The sequence below is a fragment of the Sutcliffiella cohnii genome (assembly GCF_002250055.1).
In the GTDB taxonomy this organism is placed as follows: Bacteria; Bacillota; Bacilli; order Bacillales; family Bacillaceae_I; genus Sutcliffiella; species Sutcliffiella cohnii.
Genome location: NZ_CP018866.1, coordinates 1781712 through 1800357, shown reverse-complemented (window position 1 = coordinate 1800357; position 18646 = coordinate 1781712). Strand labels below are relative to the sequence as shown.

The following is an 18646-nucleotide window of genomic DNA, read 5'->3' as shown; positions in this document are numbered from 1 at the left end:
TTCATTATTATGCTTTAACTACGTTAGTAGCTTGAAGTCCACGTTGACCTTGCTCTGTGTCAAAAGTAACTTTTTGGCCTTCTTCTAAAGATTTAAAGCCTTCGCCTTGGATAGCTGAGAAATGTACGAATACGTCTTCTCCACCTTCAACTTCGATGAATCCGAAACCTTTTTCTGCGTTAAACCATTTTACTGTACCTTGTTGCATGTGTATTTCCTCCTGTGTGGCTTTTTGCCACTGTTTATTACTATTATTGCTCACAATTAGATATCAAAGGCGAAAAGTTTAAATACTTTATTTCCTTTCTAACGTACCGAACAAAAATAATTCTTCTTTATCATAACAGATTGGTCAGTTAATAGCAAACTTCTTTTTAAAAAAATTACGAAAAACTTTTTTTCGGCTATTTTAATAAGATACAACCAAACCTAAAATAGGTCTGGCTGTATTTTTAATATAATTACGCTTCTTTTTCTTTCATCATTTGTTTTTTCTCTTTACGACTTTCCATTAGACTGTAGATTACTGGAATTACAACAAGTGTTAATAAGGTTGAAGTAAACAATCCACCAATTACCGCAATCGCCATCGGTGCTTGCATTTCAGTCCCTTCTCCAACTCCAATTGCTAATGGTAATAACCCTAGCATCGTTGTTAAAGCTGTCATAATGATCGGACGTAATCTTGCTTTTCCTGCTTCCACTAACGCTTCATGTACAGTTAAGCCTTTCGCACGTTGTTGGTTTGTATAGTCGATAAATACAATCGCATTGTTTACGACGATACCTACAAGGATGATAATGCCAATGAATGCTGTAATACCGAAAGCATATCCAGTTAACAGTAATCCTAATATAACCCCCGTGATTGCTAATGGTAAAGTAAACATAATAATAAACGGCTGTCTTAATGACTCGAACTGACTAGCCATTACCATGTATACAAAGATAATTGCTAAAATAAGCGCTATACCAAGTTGAGCAAATGACTCATCCATCATCTCCGCTCCACCAGCCATCTTAATGGTAAATCTTTCCGTATCAATATTTAAATCGTCTATCATTTCATTGATAGCAGTTTGTGCGTTAACCATAACAGATCCCATGTCTGCACCATCAAAGCTTCCTGATACGATAATAGTATCTTGTTGATTTTCGCGAACAACAGTTACCGGTCCTTCTCCACGTACTACTTCACCAATATCTTTTAATTCTACTTGTTGACCTGTTGGTGTTGAAATGATTAATTCTTCAATTGCTTCTTTTGAATTGGAAATATCGTTCACAGAAACGCGAACTTGCGTATCAAATATGGTTGCTGCAATTTGCCCTTGTAATGACTGATTAATGAAGGACGCAACTTGATAGGAAGTTAATCCATATTTAAATGCCTCATCTTTATCAACGATGTATTGGAACTCAGGTTTACCATCCTCGACTGAATCCGTCACAGTTTTAAACTGTTCATACTCGGATAGGCGGCTTGCTAATTCACTAGAGTACTCTTCTAATTGCTCTTTAGAATCACCTAGAAGAACAATTTCAATCATATTTGGTGCCCCAGCCATCGCCTCCATTGAATTCGACACACTTACAGAAATTTCTGCGTCCTCATTCCAATCTGCAATAACTTCTTCTAAATCATTTACTACTTCAAATGTAGATCGATTTCTTTCGTCACCAGATACTAACGTTACTGTTAAAGAACCTTCATTTTCTCCACTGCCTAAAACTGCCGCCATCATCGGATCAGAATTACCGATGGATGCCGTAACTAAATCCGTATCACTATCTTCTAAAATAACTGTTTCTAGTCTTTCGATTACTTCCATCGTTCTTTCAAATGTTGCCCCCATCGGAAGCTCTACATCAACTCGATATATTCCTTCATCTTGGGAAGGCATAAATTCTGTTCCGATTTTTGGAGTTAGTGCTAAAGACCCTATTAAAATAACCCCTGCAACCAATAATGTAATTAGTCGGTGACTCAACACCCATTTAATAATGGTTTGATACCATTTATACTCTCGCGGTTTTTTCACTTTTTCTTTTTTCAGTAATAATCCAGCTAACGTTGGAACGACCGTTAATGCTACTATTAGAGAGGAAATTAATGAGAAAGCTACTGTTAAGGAAAGCTCTTTAAATAAATCTCCAACCATTCCTCCTACGAAAACAATTGGTAAAAACACCGCTAACGTTGTTAAAGTAGAAGCCGTAATGGCACCGCCTACCTCACTCGCTCCGTTAATTGCCGCTTCTTTTCTCGAAGAACCGTTCGCTAAGTGACGATAAATATTTTCAATAACAACAATCGCGTTATCTACTAACATCCCAACCCCTAACGCTAATCCTCCAAGCGACATGATATTTAAAGACATACCGGAGAAATACATTAAAACGAACGTTGCAATTACTGAAAACGGAATCGCAATCCCAACAATAATGGTTGAGCGAATGGAACGTAAAAATAGAAGAATAACTGCTACTGCAAAAATACCTCCAAAAATTAGCGCAAGAGATACGTTAGAAACAGATTGGTTAATAATATCTCCCTGATCCATTGCAACTGAAATATTTATTTCAGAATGGTTTTCTTGTAAACTTTCAATTCTATCTTGAACACGATTTGAAACTTGAACTGTGTTTGCTGTACCTTCCTTCTGAACACTAATTAGTAAACTTTCCGCACCATTTAATCTTGCAACTGATGAAGAATCGACTGGTGCAAGCTCAACTACTGCTACATCTTCCAACCGAACAACTTCTAGTTCCGTTTCACTCGGCTGAATGCTTACAGGTAAATCTTTAAGCATATCGATTGATTCCACTTTTGCTAACACACGTAAGCTTAACTTTTCGCCATTTTCTTCAATCATTCCACCAGGAAACGTTAAATTATTAGCTTGAATGAGCTGTACTATTTGTTCTTGTGATAACCCATTTTCTATAAGCTTTTCTTCATCTAAACGAACACTTATTTCCTCTTCAAATCCACCAACAACACTTACACTTGCAACACCGTCAATATTCTGTAATTGCGGAACGACCACTTCATCGACTAGTTCTTGTAGTTTAGTTAAGTCTTCTCCACTAGTAATTGCAAATTGCATGATCGGCATCATCGTTGGGTCGAACTTTACAAGCATCGGACGTTCTACACCGTCAGGAAGTTGCACGAGACCAATCGTTGTACTTAAATCCTCTCGAACTTCCGATATATCTGCACCCCATTCGTATTGGGCGATAATTAAAGACGAATTCGAACTACTTCTAGACTGCAACATACTTAATCCAGAACTAGTCCCAATGACTTCCTCCAACGGTTTCGTAACCATTTCGGCTACTTCTTCTGGACCTGCACCTGGATATGTAGTCATAACCGCTACGACAGGTGGGTTTATATTTGGCATTAAATCTAGTTTCAATCCTGTTAATGATGTGAAACCTAATAAAAGCACTAGTAACATCATCATGATAGTTGTTACTGGTCTTTTGACGGCAAACTTTGGTATTTTCACTATATTTTCTCTCCCTTAATACTTAAGATGTTTTGATTACGTTCAATTGGTCAATTGACTACCTAGTCATCACAAGATATAATATAACTGACCACCTAGTCATAAGTCAACCAATATAGTATGTATCAGGAGATGTATTACTGTTGAAAGATAAAAAAGAATTAATTATAAAAGCTGGAATAAAATTATTCGCTCAAAAAGGGGTTTCTGCCACTTCTATTCAAGAAATCGCAACCGAAAGTGGAATTTCTAAAGGTGCGTTTTATTTACACTTCAAATCGAAGGACGAGCTATTACTTTCCATTTTTAAATATTACTACGAGGATATTAAACACAATTTTGCTAAAATCGATGAAATGAACTTACCACCGCGTGAGAAATTTCAGCTAGTGTTAACCGAACTTATTAAGTCCTTTCTCTCACATCGTGAATTCATTATTATGCAAACGAGGGAACAGGCATTACCTAAAACAGAAGAAGTGAAAGAATTCCTTTACCAAATGGTCATGGAAAATCATCTATTTATTTATACGAACTTGCAAGCAATCTATGGGGAAAAAGTTCACGATTACCTTTGGGACTTAACGATTAGTTTTGACGGGTTGTTCCAAGCATACTTAAAAATCATCTTTTTCGAAGAATCGTCTATTAATGTGGAAAAACTAGTATCCTCTCTTCTACAACGAACAGATTATATTGTCGAAGGATTTTTACGGGATTCTCCCGCCCCATTAATAGAAGAAGAAAAAATAAACTTAGCCATGTCAAAGTTTAAAACGAATTTTTTTCAAACAAAAGATGAAAGTATAGAGGATCTTTTAAAAGCGATGAGAAAAGAAGTAGATAATTATGATGATAATGAAAGCTTTCTCATTAGCCTTGAAGTCATTGAAGAAGAATTTAAACGGGAACATCCTCGAAAACCGGTTATCTCTGGAATACTTTCAAATTTTCAAGAATATCCTTCATTCGAAAAATATATAAATAAAATAAATAACTTAATAAAGAAATAGCAAACTTATCTCTACCGTATAGAGGTAGGTTTGCTATTTTTTTGCAGAACTTTCGCTAATTCCATGTTATGTTGTTAAGGGGGGTTTTATATGATAAAAGAAAGATATTTATGGCTGTTCATTATACTTATATTCATTAGTGCCGTCGGGAACTATTTATTTTTCCAATCAAAACAAATAAATGAACCAGTTTTCATGAAACATTATTATGTAAAAGAATATATGGAAGAAGATCCAGAAGTAAGGTTTTCGTTATATTACTTAGTTAATAAACATAATCCAGTTACCATTACAAGTGTAAGGGTTGACGATTCATTTCATGCTTACACTGCAAATGAAAATTTCGGTTTTTGGCATCATTCTAATCAAATTTCTTATGAACAACAATTTACTCACCATTATTTAATGACATCTACTCTTACTGTTAGGTTGGATTCGGAGATTGTAATGAATAATCCTAGTTTTTCTTTTCAAGAAGTAACCGTACACCTATCAGATGGAACGACTCAAACAGTTAATATCGGGGAAATAAAGATACACCCTATAAAGGAAAGAAACTACACAAATATTGTTGATCAGCGTTTGAGTGCAGGTAGTAGTGATCATAAACAAGAAAACTATTTTATCGCTTTGGAAACATTACGAATTGATAATGTGGTGAGTTCTTTCGACGAATTACTTGGAAACAAAATTAATATGAAAATCGATACCGATCACGAGAGAGTATTAGAAGCATACCGAAAATGGAACTCTCACCACTTTAGCGATTTAGCTGACCAAACATGGAATCAACTACCAGGGGTTCCATTAACGGAATCTAATATGCCCATATCGATAGACGAAGGTTACTGGGCTAATATTACGACAATAACTAATCAAGATTTTCCAAGTTACTTAGAATTCTCCATCGAAGTGGTGGGAGAAACTGAGTCTGGTAACAGTTTTAACTTCCCTATTTATATATACGACCGACCGTACTGGGATCAAGAACAAATTAATGAGTTAATTAAAAAAGATAAGTAGGTGTTGAATATATGAATGAAGGATTTGGAAAATTGTTTTGGGGATTTCTATTTGTGTTTATAGAAATTCATCTAGTTTTTATCGATATTTTACCTGATCCAATTGGATACATATTGATTTACACCGGACTAGGAATTATTGTTTCTAAATATCCTACTATCCACGTAGAAAAAGCGAGAGGATTTGCATTAGCACTTATTTTCTTTTCTGTACCAACTATATTTATTGCCCAAAACGAAATAAAAAAGCAAGTATTTACATTTTGGAGTACTTACTCCTTTTTATTAGAAATAGTGCAGTTTATATTAATCTTTTATACGTTCCAAGTAATGCTAGAGCTCGCCAAAAAGCTTGAATCTGATTTATTGTATAGAGGAACCTCCAATCTATTGAAAGTTTATACATCACTATTCGTCTTGTTAACAATATTACAAACATTTGGGATGAATTTTTATAGTAGTACTTTAACGGGTCTAATCATTTTTTTAAATGTCATAACGTTTGTTATCATGATCATATTTTTAGTACATCTTCGCCAATTTAAAAAATGGCCTTAAGATTGAACAACAAGAGGCGCTCCGAATTTGGAACGCCTCTTCTTCCGCTTATTCCTCTTCTTGATAACTAACTTGCCAGCCAATCCCAAACTTATCTGTAATTGAACCGTAACATTTGCTCCAAAACGTTTCTTGAAGCTCCATGCCAACTTTTCCGCCTTCTTTTAACTTATGAAAGTAAGACTCGATTTTTTCACGGTCATCACTAATGACTGCTAACGTAATGTTGTTCCCTTCTACGTGCGGTGAGCCCGGGAAATTGTCAGAAAACATAATAGGACTACCTTCTACTATCAGTCTCGCATGCATAATTAAATCTTTTGCCTCTTCTGGAAGCGGAAACTCCGGATTCGGAGGTGCTTCCCCAAATGTCATAATTTGTGCCTCTGTTTGAAAGGCTTCAGCATAAAATTCTACAGCCTCACGACAATTACCTTGAAACGTTAAATAAACATTTACACCCATCTTGTAAACACTCCCTTTTAATTATGTATTCCACCTATAAGGATGGACGAAAAGCTGTACTTCAAAACAAGTTATTTGTAAGATTGCGATTGTTTCTCCAATCTTTCCGCCTAAATAGTAGGAACCGTACTAAATGAAAATCGGTAGACTTTATATGCTAATGCAGGATGTTGGTTCATAAACTCATTTACCTCATTAGAGAGATCATTAGAATCTTCTGATATGATTCTACTTTAACATATTCACTTAAAAAAAGAGTACAAAATCTTCAGTAGATTTCGTACTCTGTCTGCTACAATTCAACTATATTTTTCTCTAGTTCTTTTAATTCGTAAAAGTACCCATTAGCCACCATTAACTCTTCAAACGAACCATTTTCTATTATTTTTCCGTGGTCCATGACGATAATCTGATCCATTTTTTCAAGACCTGTGAGACGATGACTTACTAGAATAACTGTGTCACTTTTTGCGTGTTCCTCTAATAGGCGATACATTCGTTGCTCCGTCCAACCGTCCAAGGAAGAAGTTGGTTCATCTAGCAACCAAAGGTTCCCACTCTTTACTAGTGCACGCGCCATTGCAAGTCTTTGCTTTTCTCCGCCAGATAAGTTTTCTCCTTTTTCTAAAACAGGATCAGTTGGACTAAAATGAGAAAGTTCCACTTTTTCTAGTAAAAACGCGACTTCTTCATCATGCATTTCTTCTGCTGCCAATAAATTATCTTTTATCGTTCCTGAAAAAAATTGATTTTCTTGTAAAATAACTTTTGTACTTGCCCAAATATTTTCTGCTTGAATGTTTTCAATTGGCACACCGCTAATACGAAAGGAGCCTTCATTTATTTGATACATTTTTAATAAAAGTTTTAGCAATGTTGATTTACCAGAACCACTGGCACCAACAATTGCCACTTTTGAGCCTGCTTTAATGTCCAGGGATACTCCACGAATCGTTTCACGTAGTTCTCCTGGAAAACGAAAGTGAACATGATCCAACGTAATAGACAGTGGTCCTTTTGGTAAGTCAACCGTATTCTCTTTGTCACTTTTATCTTCTGACACAACATCCTGCAATCGGCTTGCCGCTCTCTCACTTTCCTCGTAATACACTGGAAAAGCGGCCATCGGAGTAGAGTGTTCAAATACGTTTAAACTAATCATCACGATCATTGCTAAGAAGATACCATCTAACTGATTACTAGCAACTAAATAACCACCAACAGCTAAAACAGACCATAAAATAACAAACGATGCTCCTAAATTAATAGAATGGTTTTTATTCACCTCAGATTCGGACTTTCTATGTTCTTCTACATAAGCATCGGAGGCTGCAATTAACTGTTCTTCTTTCTTCTCTAATTGCTGGTGAATTTTCAACTCTCGGAACCCTTGAAACCACTCCGTAACTTCCGTTGAAAATTTTGCACGTTCTTCCCTTATTCCTCCACTTAATGCTCTCTGTTTTTTCGCAAACCACGCCGGGATAACAAAACCTGTGACGATTAACCCAACTGTTAACAGAATAACAACTTCTATCGAATAAAAAGAAAGAAAAAGTAACGTCGTTAAAAAGACAGTTACCATTAATATAGGTGGGTAGACGACTCGTAAAAAGAAGTTTTGCAAGCTTTCCACATCTCCAACGATACGTGCGAGTAAGTCACCACTTCTAAACTGCTGAATTTTGCTAGGTGCCATTTTTTCAATACGCTCATAAAAATAAACACGTAAGTCACTTAACATCGTAAATGTTGCACGATGGGAAAAAAGGCGCTCTCCATAACGACTTGTCGCACGAATGATGCTTCCAATTTTCACCACCGCAACCATCCCAATTAATACGTATAAAGGTGGTTCAAGTGCAGCTTGAGAAATTAAAAATCCGTTCGCCGCGAACAAAGAGACAGCAGCTATTCCTGCTAAATAACCGAACAGAACGGATAAAACGACATCTCTTTTCTCTTTTAAAAGAACAGAAATAATACGGGTTAATTCTTTCACTGCACTTCCCCTCCTTTTTTAAATAATTGTTCGTAACCTATTACACTAGTTCTTAATTGTTCATCAGTACCGATCGCAGCTATTTCTCCATTTTGTACAAATAGAATCTGGTCCGCACTTTTTATCGTTTGTAATCGATGAGCAACTGTAATGACAAGTGCATGTTTCGCCATTTCTCTAATCGATTGCTGTAATAATTTTTCAGTCATTAAATCAAGCCCTGATGTAGGTTCGTCAAAAAGGATAATAGATGGTTTCTTTAAGAAAGCTCGTGCTAAAGCAATCCGTTGTTTTTCTCCGCCAGAAAGACCTCGACCACCTTCACCAATCACCGTGTTTACTCCATCTGGCAATGATTCAACAAGTTCTGTAATATTCGCTTTTTTAATTGCTTCTTCCATATCCGAATCATTTACCTTTAGTCCGAGAGCAATATTTTCTGCAATAGAGCCAGAAAAAAGGTACGGATGTTGCGTAATGTAACTAACGTGTTGAAACCATTCTTTCTCTTCATAATCGTTTCTATTTTTACCGTTAACGACCACATCACCTTCCGTAGGTTGCAATAAACCTGCTACTACGTGTAAAAGAGTCGTTTTCCCTGCCCCACTTCGGCCAACGATTGCAATTTGCCCTATGAATGGAAAAGTATAGTCTACTTTTTGGAGAGCAAAACCTTCCCCATAGGAAAACCCTACACCTTGGAGCTTCACTTCCACTCTATTATTAGAAAGTTTCTCTACACCCCATGAAGTCTTTTTCCCTTCCTCTCCAAGCGCCTCTTCTATTTTTGCTGCAGCTCCTGAACTGCTTCGCCCTGCATGGAAAGCACTCCCTAGTTCTTTTAATAGATGGAAAAATTCAGGTACTAACAACAAAATAAAAAATGCTGTAAAGAAGCTAACTTGCTGGAAGACTACGAGACGCAACCCTAGCTCTAACGCTACGAGTCCAATACTTAACATCGAGATAAACTCGAGCATTAAAGAAGACATGAACGCAACTTTTAATATGTCCATCGTTGAATCACGAAAATGAAGAGAACTAGATCGAATCACTTCTTTATAATGGTGAGATCGACCGAATAGCTTTAAGCTCGTTAACCCTTGAAGCGTATCAAGGAATCGACCAGAAAACGTATTTAAACTTTCTAGCTTTTCTTCCGATTTTTTCTGCGTATGCATTCCAATAATCGCCATAAATAACGGAATGAAAGGTGCGGTTATGATGATAATCAATCCTGAATAGAAATGTTGCGAAAAGACCGCAATTAAAATGATAACGGATGCTACCGTAGACAAAATACGTTGTGGTACGTATTTACTATAAAAACTATCAATTTCATCTACCGTATCAAGCATTACACTAACCTTTTTACCAGATTGACCTTTGTAAGATGTTAATATAGATTGCCCAGAATAGGCTTGAAGAAGTTTTTTTCTAAACTCACTTTTTACGACGGAAGCCATTTTCACACCAATTTGTCCAGAACTATATGAAAGTAGTGCCCTGATAAAGAGCACTACTGCTAAACCGATAAAAAATGGAATGACTTGTTGAAAACTTTTTTCGCCGAGGAATAAATCATCGACTATCGACACAATGAAGTAAGCTTGTGCAACGACGATGATTCCAAAAGCGATAGATAAACTATATAGACTGTAGAACCGTCCCTTTTGCGCACGCGCTAACTTCTGAAGTGTGTTCATCCTAATTACTCCTCATATTTTGTACTTTTTCCTACTACTAGAAAAGAAGTGAAAATAGCTAACAATACGATAAGGAGCGGTGCATAAAACAGTAAAAAGTTATGCATTGTATTCTCCTCCTATACACCTTTTTTAATGTAAGGTTTATTCATAATAAATAGCTTAAACACTAAATATAGTGATGGAATTAATAACATTAATCCTAAAATAAATACGACTACTAATGATATTGCCATCGTTTCATTCGTGAAACTGTCGTAAATCGTTAAGTTTGGATACAGTAAGTACGGATAGCGTGACACACCGTAAGCATAAAACGCTAATGCGAACTGTAGCACTACAAAAATAAACGACCAGCCGTATCTTGCTTTTTTCAAGAACCATAAGCTTACAGCAAACGCAATTGCGGATAAGGCAAACACCCACCACAGGTTTAGCATTCCTTGAAAATGGTCTTGGTTATGCCATTTCATCTCGATAATAATACCTAAAGCAGTGATAAGTGTTGGAAAACTCCATATCCACGTATATTTTCTAAATAACTTAAGCGCTCCTTTATCTTCCGCTACTGATGAATAATAAGCTAAGAAACTAGCAGAAATGAAAAGAACACTTACTAAACTTAAAACAATAATGGACCATGCAAACGGACTAGTAAACAACGCAACATAATCCAATTCTAACGTACCTGCTGCCGTTTCTTTAATAAATCCACCTTGAGAAACAATTAACGCTGTCGTTAATGACGCAGGGATTAACACTCCCGTAACACCGTACATTAACGTGTATCCTTTATGACCTTTCGTACCATACGTACCAAAAGCATAATAGCTTCCGCGTAGCGCTAAAAGAATGATAGAAATACTAATCGGAATTAAAAGTACTGTTCCAAAATAATATGCTGTTTTCGGGAAGAAACCTACCATGCCAATGAAGAAGAAGACAAGGAACACATTCGTAATCTCCCAAACTGGTGAAAGGTATCTTTGAATGACAGTGTTTACGATATGATGCTTTCCTGTTAAGAGCGTTTGCGCATTAAAGAATCCAGCCCCAAAATCAATCGAGGCAACGATTACGTAACCGAAAAGGAATAGCCATAGTACGGATATACCTAATATTTCAATCGTCATACGGCAACACTCCCTTTCTCACGTATCTTTTCGATTTCATTTTCAACTGGATTTTTTCTAAACATCCGAGTTAATACGACAATCGTTCCAACCATCAAAATAAAATATAAAACAGCAAAGGCGATAAACATTGCCCAGACGTATGGTGAAGTTGTCGCACCTTCAGCTGTCGTCATATATCCTCTCATTATCCAAGGTTGACGTCCTAACTCGGTAAACCACCAACCAGCTTCAATCGCAACCATCGCCAACGGACCTGACGCAACTAAGCCCCAGCGGAAAACTTTAGAACGAATGATGGACCAATTAAATTTAAGACCTATCACATAAACGAGTGACAACAACATAAGTCCTATTCCAATCGACACCATAATATCAAAGAAGTAATGAATAATATATGGTGGATGATATTCTTCTGGAATATCATTTAATCCTGTTACTTCTCCTGTAAAATTACTATGCACTAAAAAGCTTAATGCGTACGGAATTTTAATAGCATACTTTACCTCATTTGTTTCCGTAAGGACACCGAAAAGTACGAGCGGTGCTTCCCCTTCTGTTTCAAAATGCCATTCCGCAGCAGCTAACTTTTCTGGTTGATACTCAGCAAGGAATTTACCAGATAAGTCTCCAACTAACGCTGTTGCTATTGTAAAAACAAAAGCAACTTTCATCGTTAAAGCTAACCCTTTACGGTGATATTCATGACGATTTCCTTTCACTAAGTGAAAAGCAGCAATTGATGCAAGTATGAAACCCGCTGTCATATACGCTGAAGTTAACACGTGTGCTACTTTCGTCGGCATCGCTGGGTTAAACATCGCGAGCAGAGGAGAGATGTTTGTTAATTCACCATTTAATACAGCAAAACCTTGTGGCGTATTCATGAACGCATTTACGGACGTAATAAATAGCGCCGACATCGCACCACCAATCAGCACAGGTGCTAAAAGGTAGAAGTGATGCTTCGGGTTTTTGAAACGATCCCACGTATATAAATATATTCCTAGAAAAATAGCTTCAAAGAAAAACGCGAACGTCTCCATAAATAATGGAAGTGCCACTAGCTGACCAGCGAATTCCATAAACCGTGGCCATAATAATGCTAGTTGGAGGGCAATTGCTGTTCCTGTTACAACACCAACTGCTACACTAATGACATATCCGTGAGCCCAACGCTTTGCCATTAATAAATAATGATCGTCATTCCGCTTTAATCCAAGCCAATGCGCAACCATAATAAAAAGCGGTACCCCAACCCCGACCGTCGCAAATACAACGTGAACGGATAGTGTTAACATAGACAAGTACCTACTAAACTCTACTGATTCCATTTATGTCACCTCATTTACTGTTCCTTTACACATTATATATACAGTATAAACCGAATTTGTTTGTGAAATATATCACATTTTGAACAGATTTGTTACGAATTAGTAGCGAATTTGTGACGGAAGAATATGGGAGGGTTAGAATGTTTACTAAGAAGTTTACATTATATATGGAGTAAATGCTTGAAACAATAGACAATAATGCAGGTTCCTTGCTCTAGACAGGAAGATGTAAGTTTGGTGCTGCTTGAGGTGGCGGGAATGTACTTGTGACTGATTTTTGTATCGACGGAAATTTTATGCTGACTTTTGCCGCTCGATTGCACCAGTTTCGGAGATTTATGCACCACTTCCGGGTTGGATTGAACCACTTTTCCGGGCTTATGCACCAGTACGGTTTTTTGCTAACTTTTGCAGCTCAATTGCATCCTAGGATACTAGACCGCACCATTTCTCCAGTTTTATACATGAAACTAAAAAAAGTGACAACCTACAAAGGCTATCACTCTCTTATTAGTTTATATATTTCTTCTATCTATTACCGCCTCACAAACTACATCATACATTTTTTCCACACCCTTTTCTGATGCTTCGAACTGGAAGGCATTATCGATAGATATGCCGAGCGAATCTGCTTCTTTAACGGCATCTATGTTTGCTCCCATAAAAATGAATTCCCAGTTATATTTTTCTTGTTGATGAGTAATTAGCTTTTTTAATTTTTCATAAGTGAATTCACGACTGGCATTTTCCATGCCGTCCGTTGTAATAACGAAGATTACTTTGCCTGGACGATGCTTTTCTGAAGTACTCTTCAATCGGTTGCCTACCGACACGATACTTTTTCCTACAGCATCAAGCAAAGCAGTGGTACCTCGAACGAAATATTCATTGTCCGTTAATGAAATAGAATGTGCAGAAACACCGTCCCACAAGATTTCATAGACGTCATCAAATAAAACAGTTGTTAACTTAGTTTCTCCCGGTAACTCACCTTGCCTTTTAACGAACGAATTAAACCCTCCAATTGTGTCACTTTCTAAACCAGCCATGGAACCGCTTCTGTCTAATAAAAAAATTATTTCTGTTAATTTGTTGTTCATCTAAATCATCCTTCCTTCTGTTTATGCTATAATAATAGCCAATTAAAACCAATAAATGGTCGCCTTAAAAGCGACATTTTCGGAGGATGAAGGAATGATTAATCCTGAATTATTAAAACAATTAGAAGCATACATCTCACTACATATGGAACCAAAAGTACTTTACTCTATGGATGCGGATTATTATTTGGAGAAACAAATTTCCGAAAATGTTATCAATATCGAATTACAACAATTTATTAAAAGAAAACAGCAACCTACGTTTACCGAAGTGCTGTTTCAATTTATAGATAAGAAAGGTTTGAAAGATTCGGAGGTATATAAGAAGGCCGGCTTAGACCGAAAGCTTTTTTCAAAAATACGATCCACGCCTAATTACCGACCACGGAAAAACACGATAATCCAATTAGCATTAGCGCTAGAATTAGATAAAAAACAAACCGACAAACTATTACGTTCCGCCGGTTATACGTTATCTGATAGTGATATGTTTGATCTAACGATACTTTTTTGCTTAGAGAAAAAAATATACAACATATATGAAGTAAATATTGCTCTTGAACATATAGGAGCAAAACTATTAGATTCTTAAATATTGATAGTGACTGTCTAAGTTGTAACTAGGAAAATGTTTAGCTTTTTTTCTGTCTTCCTAAAACCGTTCCAATCTGCAATAGTTTCATCATTCGTTTTGTTGTTTCGTAGAGAAGTGTCTCACCGTTTGTAATTGCCTCTTTTAACGACATTGGTCCGTCTACAATCGAAAGAATAGCTTTAATTCCTTCCTGTTCAAGCAAAGAAGAATTATCACCAATGGAACCTGTAATGACAATAACTGGCACACCATTTTCTTTCGCAATTCGAGCAAGTCCTACTGGTACTTTTCCCATTAAGGACTGGCCATCAATTTTACCTTCACCTGTCACAACTAAGTCGGCCGTCTTTACATGTTCACGAAAGTTCGTCATTTCTACAATAAGATTAAGCCCACTTTCGAACTGTACATCTAGCAATGATAATAAACTAAAACCAATTCCTCCAGCAGCTCCACTACCAGGATACAACCTGTAATCCTGTACTGACACATTGTTCATTACATATGAAAAGTGTTCCATTCCTTTTTCAAAGTATGGAAGCTGTTCTGTCGTAATTCCTTTTTGTGGACCAAACATGTACACAGCGCCCTTTTCACCTAATAGTGGGCTCGTAACATCTGATGCAATGGTCAGTTTGACATTATAAAGCCTTGAATCAACGTTTGCTATATCTATACTATGTATTTCGTGTAAACGTCCACCTACTCTATCGATCTCGCATCCTGTTTTATCTAGGACGATTAAACCAAGCGCTTGAAAAAGTCCAACACCAGCATCGACCGTTGCACTACCACCAAGTCCTAAAATTATGTTTTCTGCACCTCTATCAAGAGCATCTTTTATTAACTGTCCAGTACCAAAGCTAGATGTTTGTAACGGATTAAGTTCTTCTAAGGTTAATAACGGGAGCCCCGATGCGGAAGCGGTTTCTATAATGGCCGCCTTTTTAAATTTGAGCCATCCATAACTTGCTTCTATTAAACGTCCTAACGGATCTTCTACCGTGCAAGTTATTTCTTCCCCACCGATTGTTTGTAATAACGCGCAAACAGTTCCTTCTCCACCGTCAGCCATTGGGATTTCGACCACCTCTATTTGGTGATCAAAATCTTTTATCGCTTGGCTAATGATTTGAGTTGCTTTTAAACTGTCGAAGGAACCTTTGAAGGAATCTGGTGCAACTACAATTTTCACTTTGTCTCCTCCTATCACATAGATCCATTCACTCTATTTGAAGCTCATTTAACGTAAGTTAATTTACTTCATGATGTTAAGGCGTTCTCAATTGTCTTCATCACATCATACGCTCCTTCTGACTTATTAGAAGGAATGACAACTGTAAGTTCATTGCTTGGGTAAAAAGCTGAGTGAAAACTAACACCAGGGTCGTAACCCATTACATGATATTTGAAGATTTCATTTTTCTTTTTAGAAACCCATACACCGTAACCGTAACAATCATCCTCTTCTACAACAACATGTGGTGCTAAAAGCATGTTTGTTAATTGTTCCGATAATAATTGAAATCGAAGCAAACTCTGCCAAAACTTAACCATATCTGCTGCAGTAATAAAAGCTCCCCCATCGGAACCGCCTTTTACTGGTATAGAGTAAATATTTGTTTTCCATGTACCATCTTCGTTATCAATGTAACCGAGGGCAGTTTGTGCTGGTAGACTATGTAACTCAAAGTAACCACTACCTTCCATACTACATCGGACAAATATATTCTTCTCTACGTATTCCGTAAACGGTAAACCACTCTGTTGTTCTACGATTAAGCCGAGTAGTATATAGCCTGCATTATTATAATGAAACTTCTCGCCAGGCGTAAACATCATTTCATTATGCTGAAACATCGGTAAAAAGTCATGTAGACGCTCGATTGTATACATAGGACGCTCTTTCCAAAGATCAGCAAAGTCGTCCATAACAGCTTCATCAAAGTAATCAGGAATTCCAGATGTGTGCGTTAACAATTGATGAACTGTTATATTTTCATCAAAGTTCGAAAAAGTGATTGGTAAGCAATCTTTCAATCTAGTTTCGAACGAAAGTACTCCCTTTTCTACTAATTGACTTATTGCAACAGCCGTGAATATTTTACAACCAGAAGCAATTCCAAATCTCGTATCCATTTTGTTATTTATTTTATCACTTCTATTAGAAAGACCGTATGCAGATTGAAAAAGTACTTCTTGGCCCTTTTGTATAGATACTACTCCAGAAAAATCAATTGATTTACATGTTTGTTCTATTAACATCTTTAAATTTTTCATAATCATCCCCCTTCTTTTTATTATACCACTATTATTAGAATTTTCTGGGAGAATCACATTCGGTCTTTTATTTGCATTTGTCAGGTTTTATTTGCAATAATCTTATTGGTAGAGAAAATAGGATAGTTAATATCCTTGTTAAGACATAATTGAAATAAATTAGAGGAGGAATGACATGATCGTCGTTACGAACAGAATAAAAACTAAAAAAGGATTTGCAAAAAAACTAGCACCTAATTTTACGAAAGAAGGACCGCTTCAAGAAATGGAAGGCTTCATTAAAGTTGAAGTACTAGTTGCCGAGAACTTTGAAGAATATGATGAACTAAGTGTTAACATGCATTGGGAGAGTCATGCACATTTTATGGAGTGGAGAAACAGCGATATTTTTAAACAAGCACATAACAGACCGAAAAATGCTGATGATGGGGAATCTCCAATGTTAGGTAGCCAAATAGTCGTAGCAGAAGTTGCTTCTGTATTACATGCCCTTCCTAAAGAATAATAAAGCCATTAGATTATATGAAAAAGAGCATTTCCAAATTTGAAAATGCTCTTTTTCATTACTTTACTATTTTACAAGTGTAGAGAACAAGTTACTTTCTTTTATTTTATCAACTGCTCGTAATAAAAGACTTTCACTTTGGACAAGTGCGATACGTACGTATCCTTCCCCCTCTTGACCAAATGCATTACCTGGAGTCACAACAATTCCAGCTTCGTCTAACAATTTATAAGCAAAGTCCATGGATGTATATCCCTGTGGAATTTTTGCCCATAAGAACATCGAAGCTTTCGGGGACTCTACATCCCAACCGATACTTTTTAATCCTTCTACTAAAACATCTCTTCTATTTTTGTACGTTGCTCTTAACGTATCCGTAAAGGAAGCAGAATAAGTTAATGCTTGAATCGCTGCTTTTTGAATGGGGATAAACACACCGTAATCGAGATTAGATTTTAAACGATTAAGCCCATCTATGACTGTTTCATTTCCGACTACATAGCCAATTCGACAACCAGCCATATTAAAGCTTTTCGAAAGCGAGTTAAATTCTACACCTACTTCGCTCGCACCTTCGATGGATAGGAAGCTAATCGGCTTCTCGTCATAATATAGCTCCGAATAAGCAAAATCATGTAAAACAATGATATTATGCTCGTTTGCAAATTGGACAACATTAGCAAAAAACTCTTTAGTAGCTAATGCAGGGACTGGATTTCCTGGAAAATTCAAAATCATTAATTTAGTCTTTTCCAATACGTCTTGCGGAATAGTTTGCAAATCTGGCAGAAAATTATTTTCTTCTTTTAGTGCCATTGGATAAGGTTTTGCACCTGCTAGGGAAATAGCTGCTTCGTACGCAGTATAACCAGGATCAGGCACTAATATATAATCGCCAGGGTTCGCGAATGCTAACGGTAAATGAACTAGTCCATCTTGTGATCCCATAACCATTAATACTTCCGTGTCCTGATCAACATCTACTTGAAATTCTCGCTTATAGTACCCTCGAACTGCTTCATGGAAGGAAGGAATACCCGTTAAAGAGTAACCGTATTGTGTTTCGTCTTGAACTAGTTTCGCCAATTCTTCTCTTACAAAATCTGGTGGTGGTAAATCTGGACTCCCAACACTTAAATCAATTATTTCTTTCCCCTCTTGTTGTAGTTTCTTTTTATATGCTAATAGTTCTGAAAAAATTAGCGTTGGAAATTCATTCATCTTTTGTGAAAATGTAATCTTCACATTAGCCACCTCTTTATTTATTTGAAATTGTATAAAAACTTATTTTAACATTATAACAAGTTTTCGCTTTAAAGGAATAAAAACTTTTAATTTTTTATGTTTTTTCAAAAAATTAAACTATATATCTTTTTTGATTGTCTTCCTTCCAACCCTAAAATAATTTA

The 18646-nt window shown here is 36.5% G+C and carries 17 protein-coding genes; 5 read left to right on the top strand and 12 right to left on the bottom strand.

Going from position 1 to position 18646, the window contains the following annotated elements:
• Positions 1-7: 7 nt before the first annotated feature.
• On the bottom strand, positions 8-208 hold the full coding sequence (locus tag BC6307_RS08855) for a cold-shock protein (RefSeq protein WP_066411691.1): 201 nt from the start codon (positions 206-208) through the stop codon (positions 8-10).
• A gap of 253 nt (positions 209-461) precedes the next feature.
• Positions 462-3521: an efflux RND transporter permease subunit gene (locus BC6307_RS08850; protein ID WP_066411692.1), complete on the bottom strand. Its 3060-nt coding sequence runs from the start codon at positions 3519-3521 to the stop codon at positions 462-464.
• A gap of 143 nt (positions 3522-3664) precedes the next feature.
• Here BC6307_RS08850 and BC6307_RS08845 point away from each other — a divergent pair, with 143 nt between their 5' ends.
• The 3 genes from BC6307_RS08845 (at position 3665) to BC6307_RS08835 (ending at position 6114) form a co-directional block, all read left to right on the top strand.
• Positions 3665-4534, top strand: coding sequence for a TetR/AcrR family transcriptional regulator (locus tag BC6307_RS08845; protein ID WP_066411694.1), 870 nt, complete (start codon positions 3665-3667; stop codon positions 4532-4534).
• Positions 4535-4624: 90 nt separating this feature from the next.
• Positions 4625-5557, top strand: coding sequence for a hypothetical protein (locus BC6307_RS08840; protein WP_066411696.1), 933 nt, complete (start codon positions 4625-4627; stop codon positions 5555-5557).
• Positions 5558-5568: 11 nt separating this feature from the next.
• A complete protein-coding gene (locus BC6307_RS08835) occupies positions 5569-6114 on the top strand; it encodes a hypothetical protein (protein ID WP_066411699.1) in 546 nt (181 codons plus the stop codon).
• A 48-nt stretch (positions 6115-6162) separates the two neighbouring features.
• Here BC6307_RS08835 and BC6307_RS08830 read toward each other — a convergent pair whose 3' ends face one another.
• The 7 genes from BC6307_RS08830 to BC6307_RS08805 form a co-directional block, all read right to left on the bottom strand.
• A complete protein-coding gene (locus BC6307_RS08830; protein WP_066411701.1) occupies positions 6163-6579 on the bottom strand; it encodes a VOC family protein in 417 nt (138 codons plus the stop codon).
• Positions 6580-6871: 292 nt separating this feature from the next.
• Positions 6872-8581, bottom strand: a complete 1710-nt coding sequence (gene cydC, locus BC6307_RS08825; protein WP_066411704.1) for a thiol reductant ABC exporter subunit CydC — start codon at positions 8579-8581, stop codon at positions 6872-6874.
• Positions 8578-10290 (bottom strand): thiol reductant ABC exporter subunit CydD, encoded by a 1713-nt coding sequence (gene cydD / locus BC6307_RS08820; RefSeq protein WP_066411707.1) that lies wholly within the window; start codon positions 10288-10290, stop codon positions 8578-8580. Before cydD ends, cydC begins: the two co-directional genes overlap by 4 nt.
• A gap of 5 nt (positions 10291-10295) precedes the next feature.
• Positions 10296-10397 (bottom strand): cytochrome bd oxidase small subunit CydS family protein, encoded by a 102-nt coding sequence (cydS, locus tag BC6307_RS25720; RefSeq protein WP_412766289.1) that lies wholly within the window; start codon positions 10395-10397, stop codon positions 10296-10298.
• A 12-nt stretch (positions 10398-10409) separates the two neighbouring features.
• Positions 10410-11423, bottom strand: a complete 1014-nt coding sequence (locus BC6307_RS08815) for a cytochrome d ubiquinol oxidase subunit II (RefSeq protein WP_066411710.1) — start codon at positions 11421-11423, stop codon at positions 10410-10412.
• Positions 11420-12757, bottom strand: coding sequence for a cytochrome ubiquinol oxidase subunit I (locus BC6307_RS08810; protein WP_066411713.1), 1338 nt, complete (start codon positions 12755-12757; stop codon positions 11420-11422). The genes BC6307_RS08815 and BC6307_RS08810 overlap by 4 nt, the downstream gene beginning before the upstream one ends.
• Positions 12758-13272: 515 nt before the next feature.
• Positions 13273-13857, bottom strand: a complete 585-nt coding sequence (locus BC6307_RS08805) for a vWA domain-containing protein (RefSeq protein WP_066411716.1) — start codon at positions 13855-13857, stop codon at positions 13273-13275.
• A 94-nt stretch (positions 13858-13951) separates the two neighbouring features.
• On the opposite strand from BC6307_RS08805, the gene BC6307_RS08800 reads away from it, so the two are divergent.
• Positions 13952-14449 carry a hypothetical protein gene (locus BC6307_RS08800; RefSeq protein ID WP_066411725.1) on the top strand — a complete coding sequence of 166 codons (498 nt, stop codon included), beginning with the start codon at positions 13952-13954 and terminating at the stop codon, positions 14447-14449.
• 40 nt (positions 14450-14489) lie between these two features.
• On the opposite strand, the gene BC6307_RS08795 is transcribed toward BC6307_RS08800, so the two are convergent.
• The gene (locus BC6307_RS08795) at positions 14490-15647 is read right to left on the bottom strand and encodes a glycerate kinase (protein WP_066411727.1); all 1158 of its coding nucleotides are present in this window, start codon (positions 15645-15647) and stop codon (positions 14490-14492) included.
• A gap of 68 nt (positions 15648-15715) precedes the next feature.
• On the bottom strand, positions 15716-16732 hold the full coding sequence (locus tag BC6307_RS08790) for a serine hydrolase domain-containing protein (RefSeq protein ID WP_425319487.1): 1017 nt from the start codon (positions 16730-16732) through the stop codon (positions 15716-15718).
• A gap of 175 nt (positions 16733-16907) precedes the next feature.
• Between BC6307_RS08790 and BC6307_RS08785 the strand changes: the two genes are divergently transcribed.
• Positions 16908-17237, top strand: coding sequence for a heme oxygenase (locus BC6307_RS08785; RefSeq protein WP_066411730.1), 330 nt, complete (start codon positions 16908-16910; stop codon positions 17235-17237).
• Positions 17238-17303: 66 nt separating this feature from the next.
• On the opposite strand, the gene BC6307_RS08780 is transcribed toward BC6307_RS08785, so the two are convergent.
• Positions 17304-18482 (bottom strand): LL-diaminopimelate aminotransferase, encoded by a 1179-nt coding sequence (locus tag BC6307_RS08780; RefSeq protein WP_084380149.1) that lies wholly within the window; start codon positions 18480-18482, stop codon positions 17304-17306.
• Between the last annotated feature and the right edge of the window lie 164 nt (positions 18483-18646).

What these genes read in the sequence shown, in the direction of transcription:
- BC6307_RS08855 (WP_066411691.1), bottom strand. Translation starts at nt 208, where the DNA reads ATGCAACAAGGTACAGTAAAATGGTTTAACGCAGAAAAAGGTTTCGGA.
- BC6307_RS08840 (WP_066411696.1), top strand. Translation starts at nt 4,625, where the DNA reads ATGATAAAAGAAAGATATTTATGGCTGTTCATTATACTTATATTCATT.
- BC6307_RS08835 (WP_066411699.1), top strand. Translation starts at nt 5,569, where the DNA reads ATGAATGAAGGATTTGGAAAATTGTTTTGGGGATTTCTATTTGTGTTT.
- BC6307_RS08830 (WP_066411701.1), bottom strand. Translation starts at nt 6,579, where the DNA reads ATGGGTGTAAATGTTTATTTAACGTTTCAAGGTAATTGTCGTGAGGCT.
- cydD (WP_066411707.1), bottom strand. Translation starts at nt 10,290, where the DNA reads ATGAACACACTTCAGAAGTTAGCGCGTGCGCAAAAGGGACGGTTCTAC.
- cydS (WP_412766289.1), bottom strand. Translation starts at nt 10,397, where the DNA reads ATGCATAACTTTTTACTGTTTTATGCACCGCTCCTTATCGTATTGTTA.
- BC6307_RS08815 (WP_066411710.1), bottom strand. Translation starts at nt 11,423, where the DNA reads ATGACGATTGAAATATTAGGTATATCCGTACTATGGCTATTCCTTTTC.
- BC6307_RS08810 (WP_066411713.1), bottom strand. Translation starts at nt 12,757, where the DNA reads ATGGAATCAGTAGAGTTTAGTAGGTACTTGTCTATGTTAACACTATCC.
- BC6307_RS08805 (WP_066411716.1), bottom strand. Translation starts at nt 13,857, where the DNA reads ATGAACAACAAATTAACAGAAATAATTTTTTTATTAGACAGAAGCGGT.
- BC6307_RS08800 (WP_066411725.1), top strand. Translation starts at nt 13,952, where the DNA reads ATGATTAATCCTGAATTATTAAAACAATTAGAAGCATACATCTCACTA.
- BC6307_RS08790 (WP_425319487.1), bottom strand. Translation starts at nt 16,732, where the DNA reads ATGAAAAATTTAAAGATGTTAATAGAACAAACATGTAAATCAATTGAT.
- BC6307_RS08785 (WP_066411730.1), top strand. Translation starts at nt 16,908, where the DNA reads ATGATCGTCGTTACGAACAGAATAAAAACTAAAAAAGGATTTGCAAAA.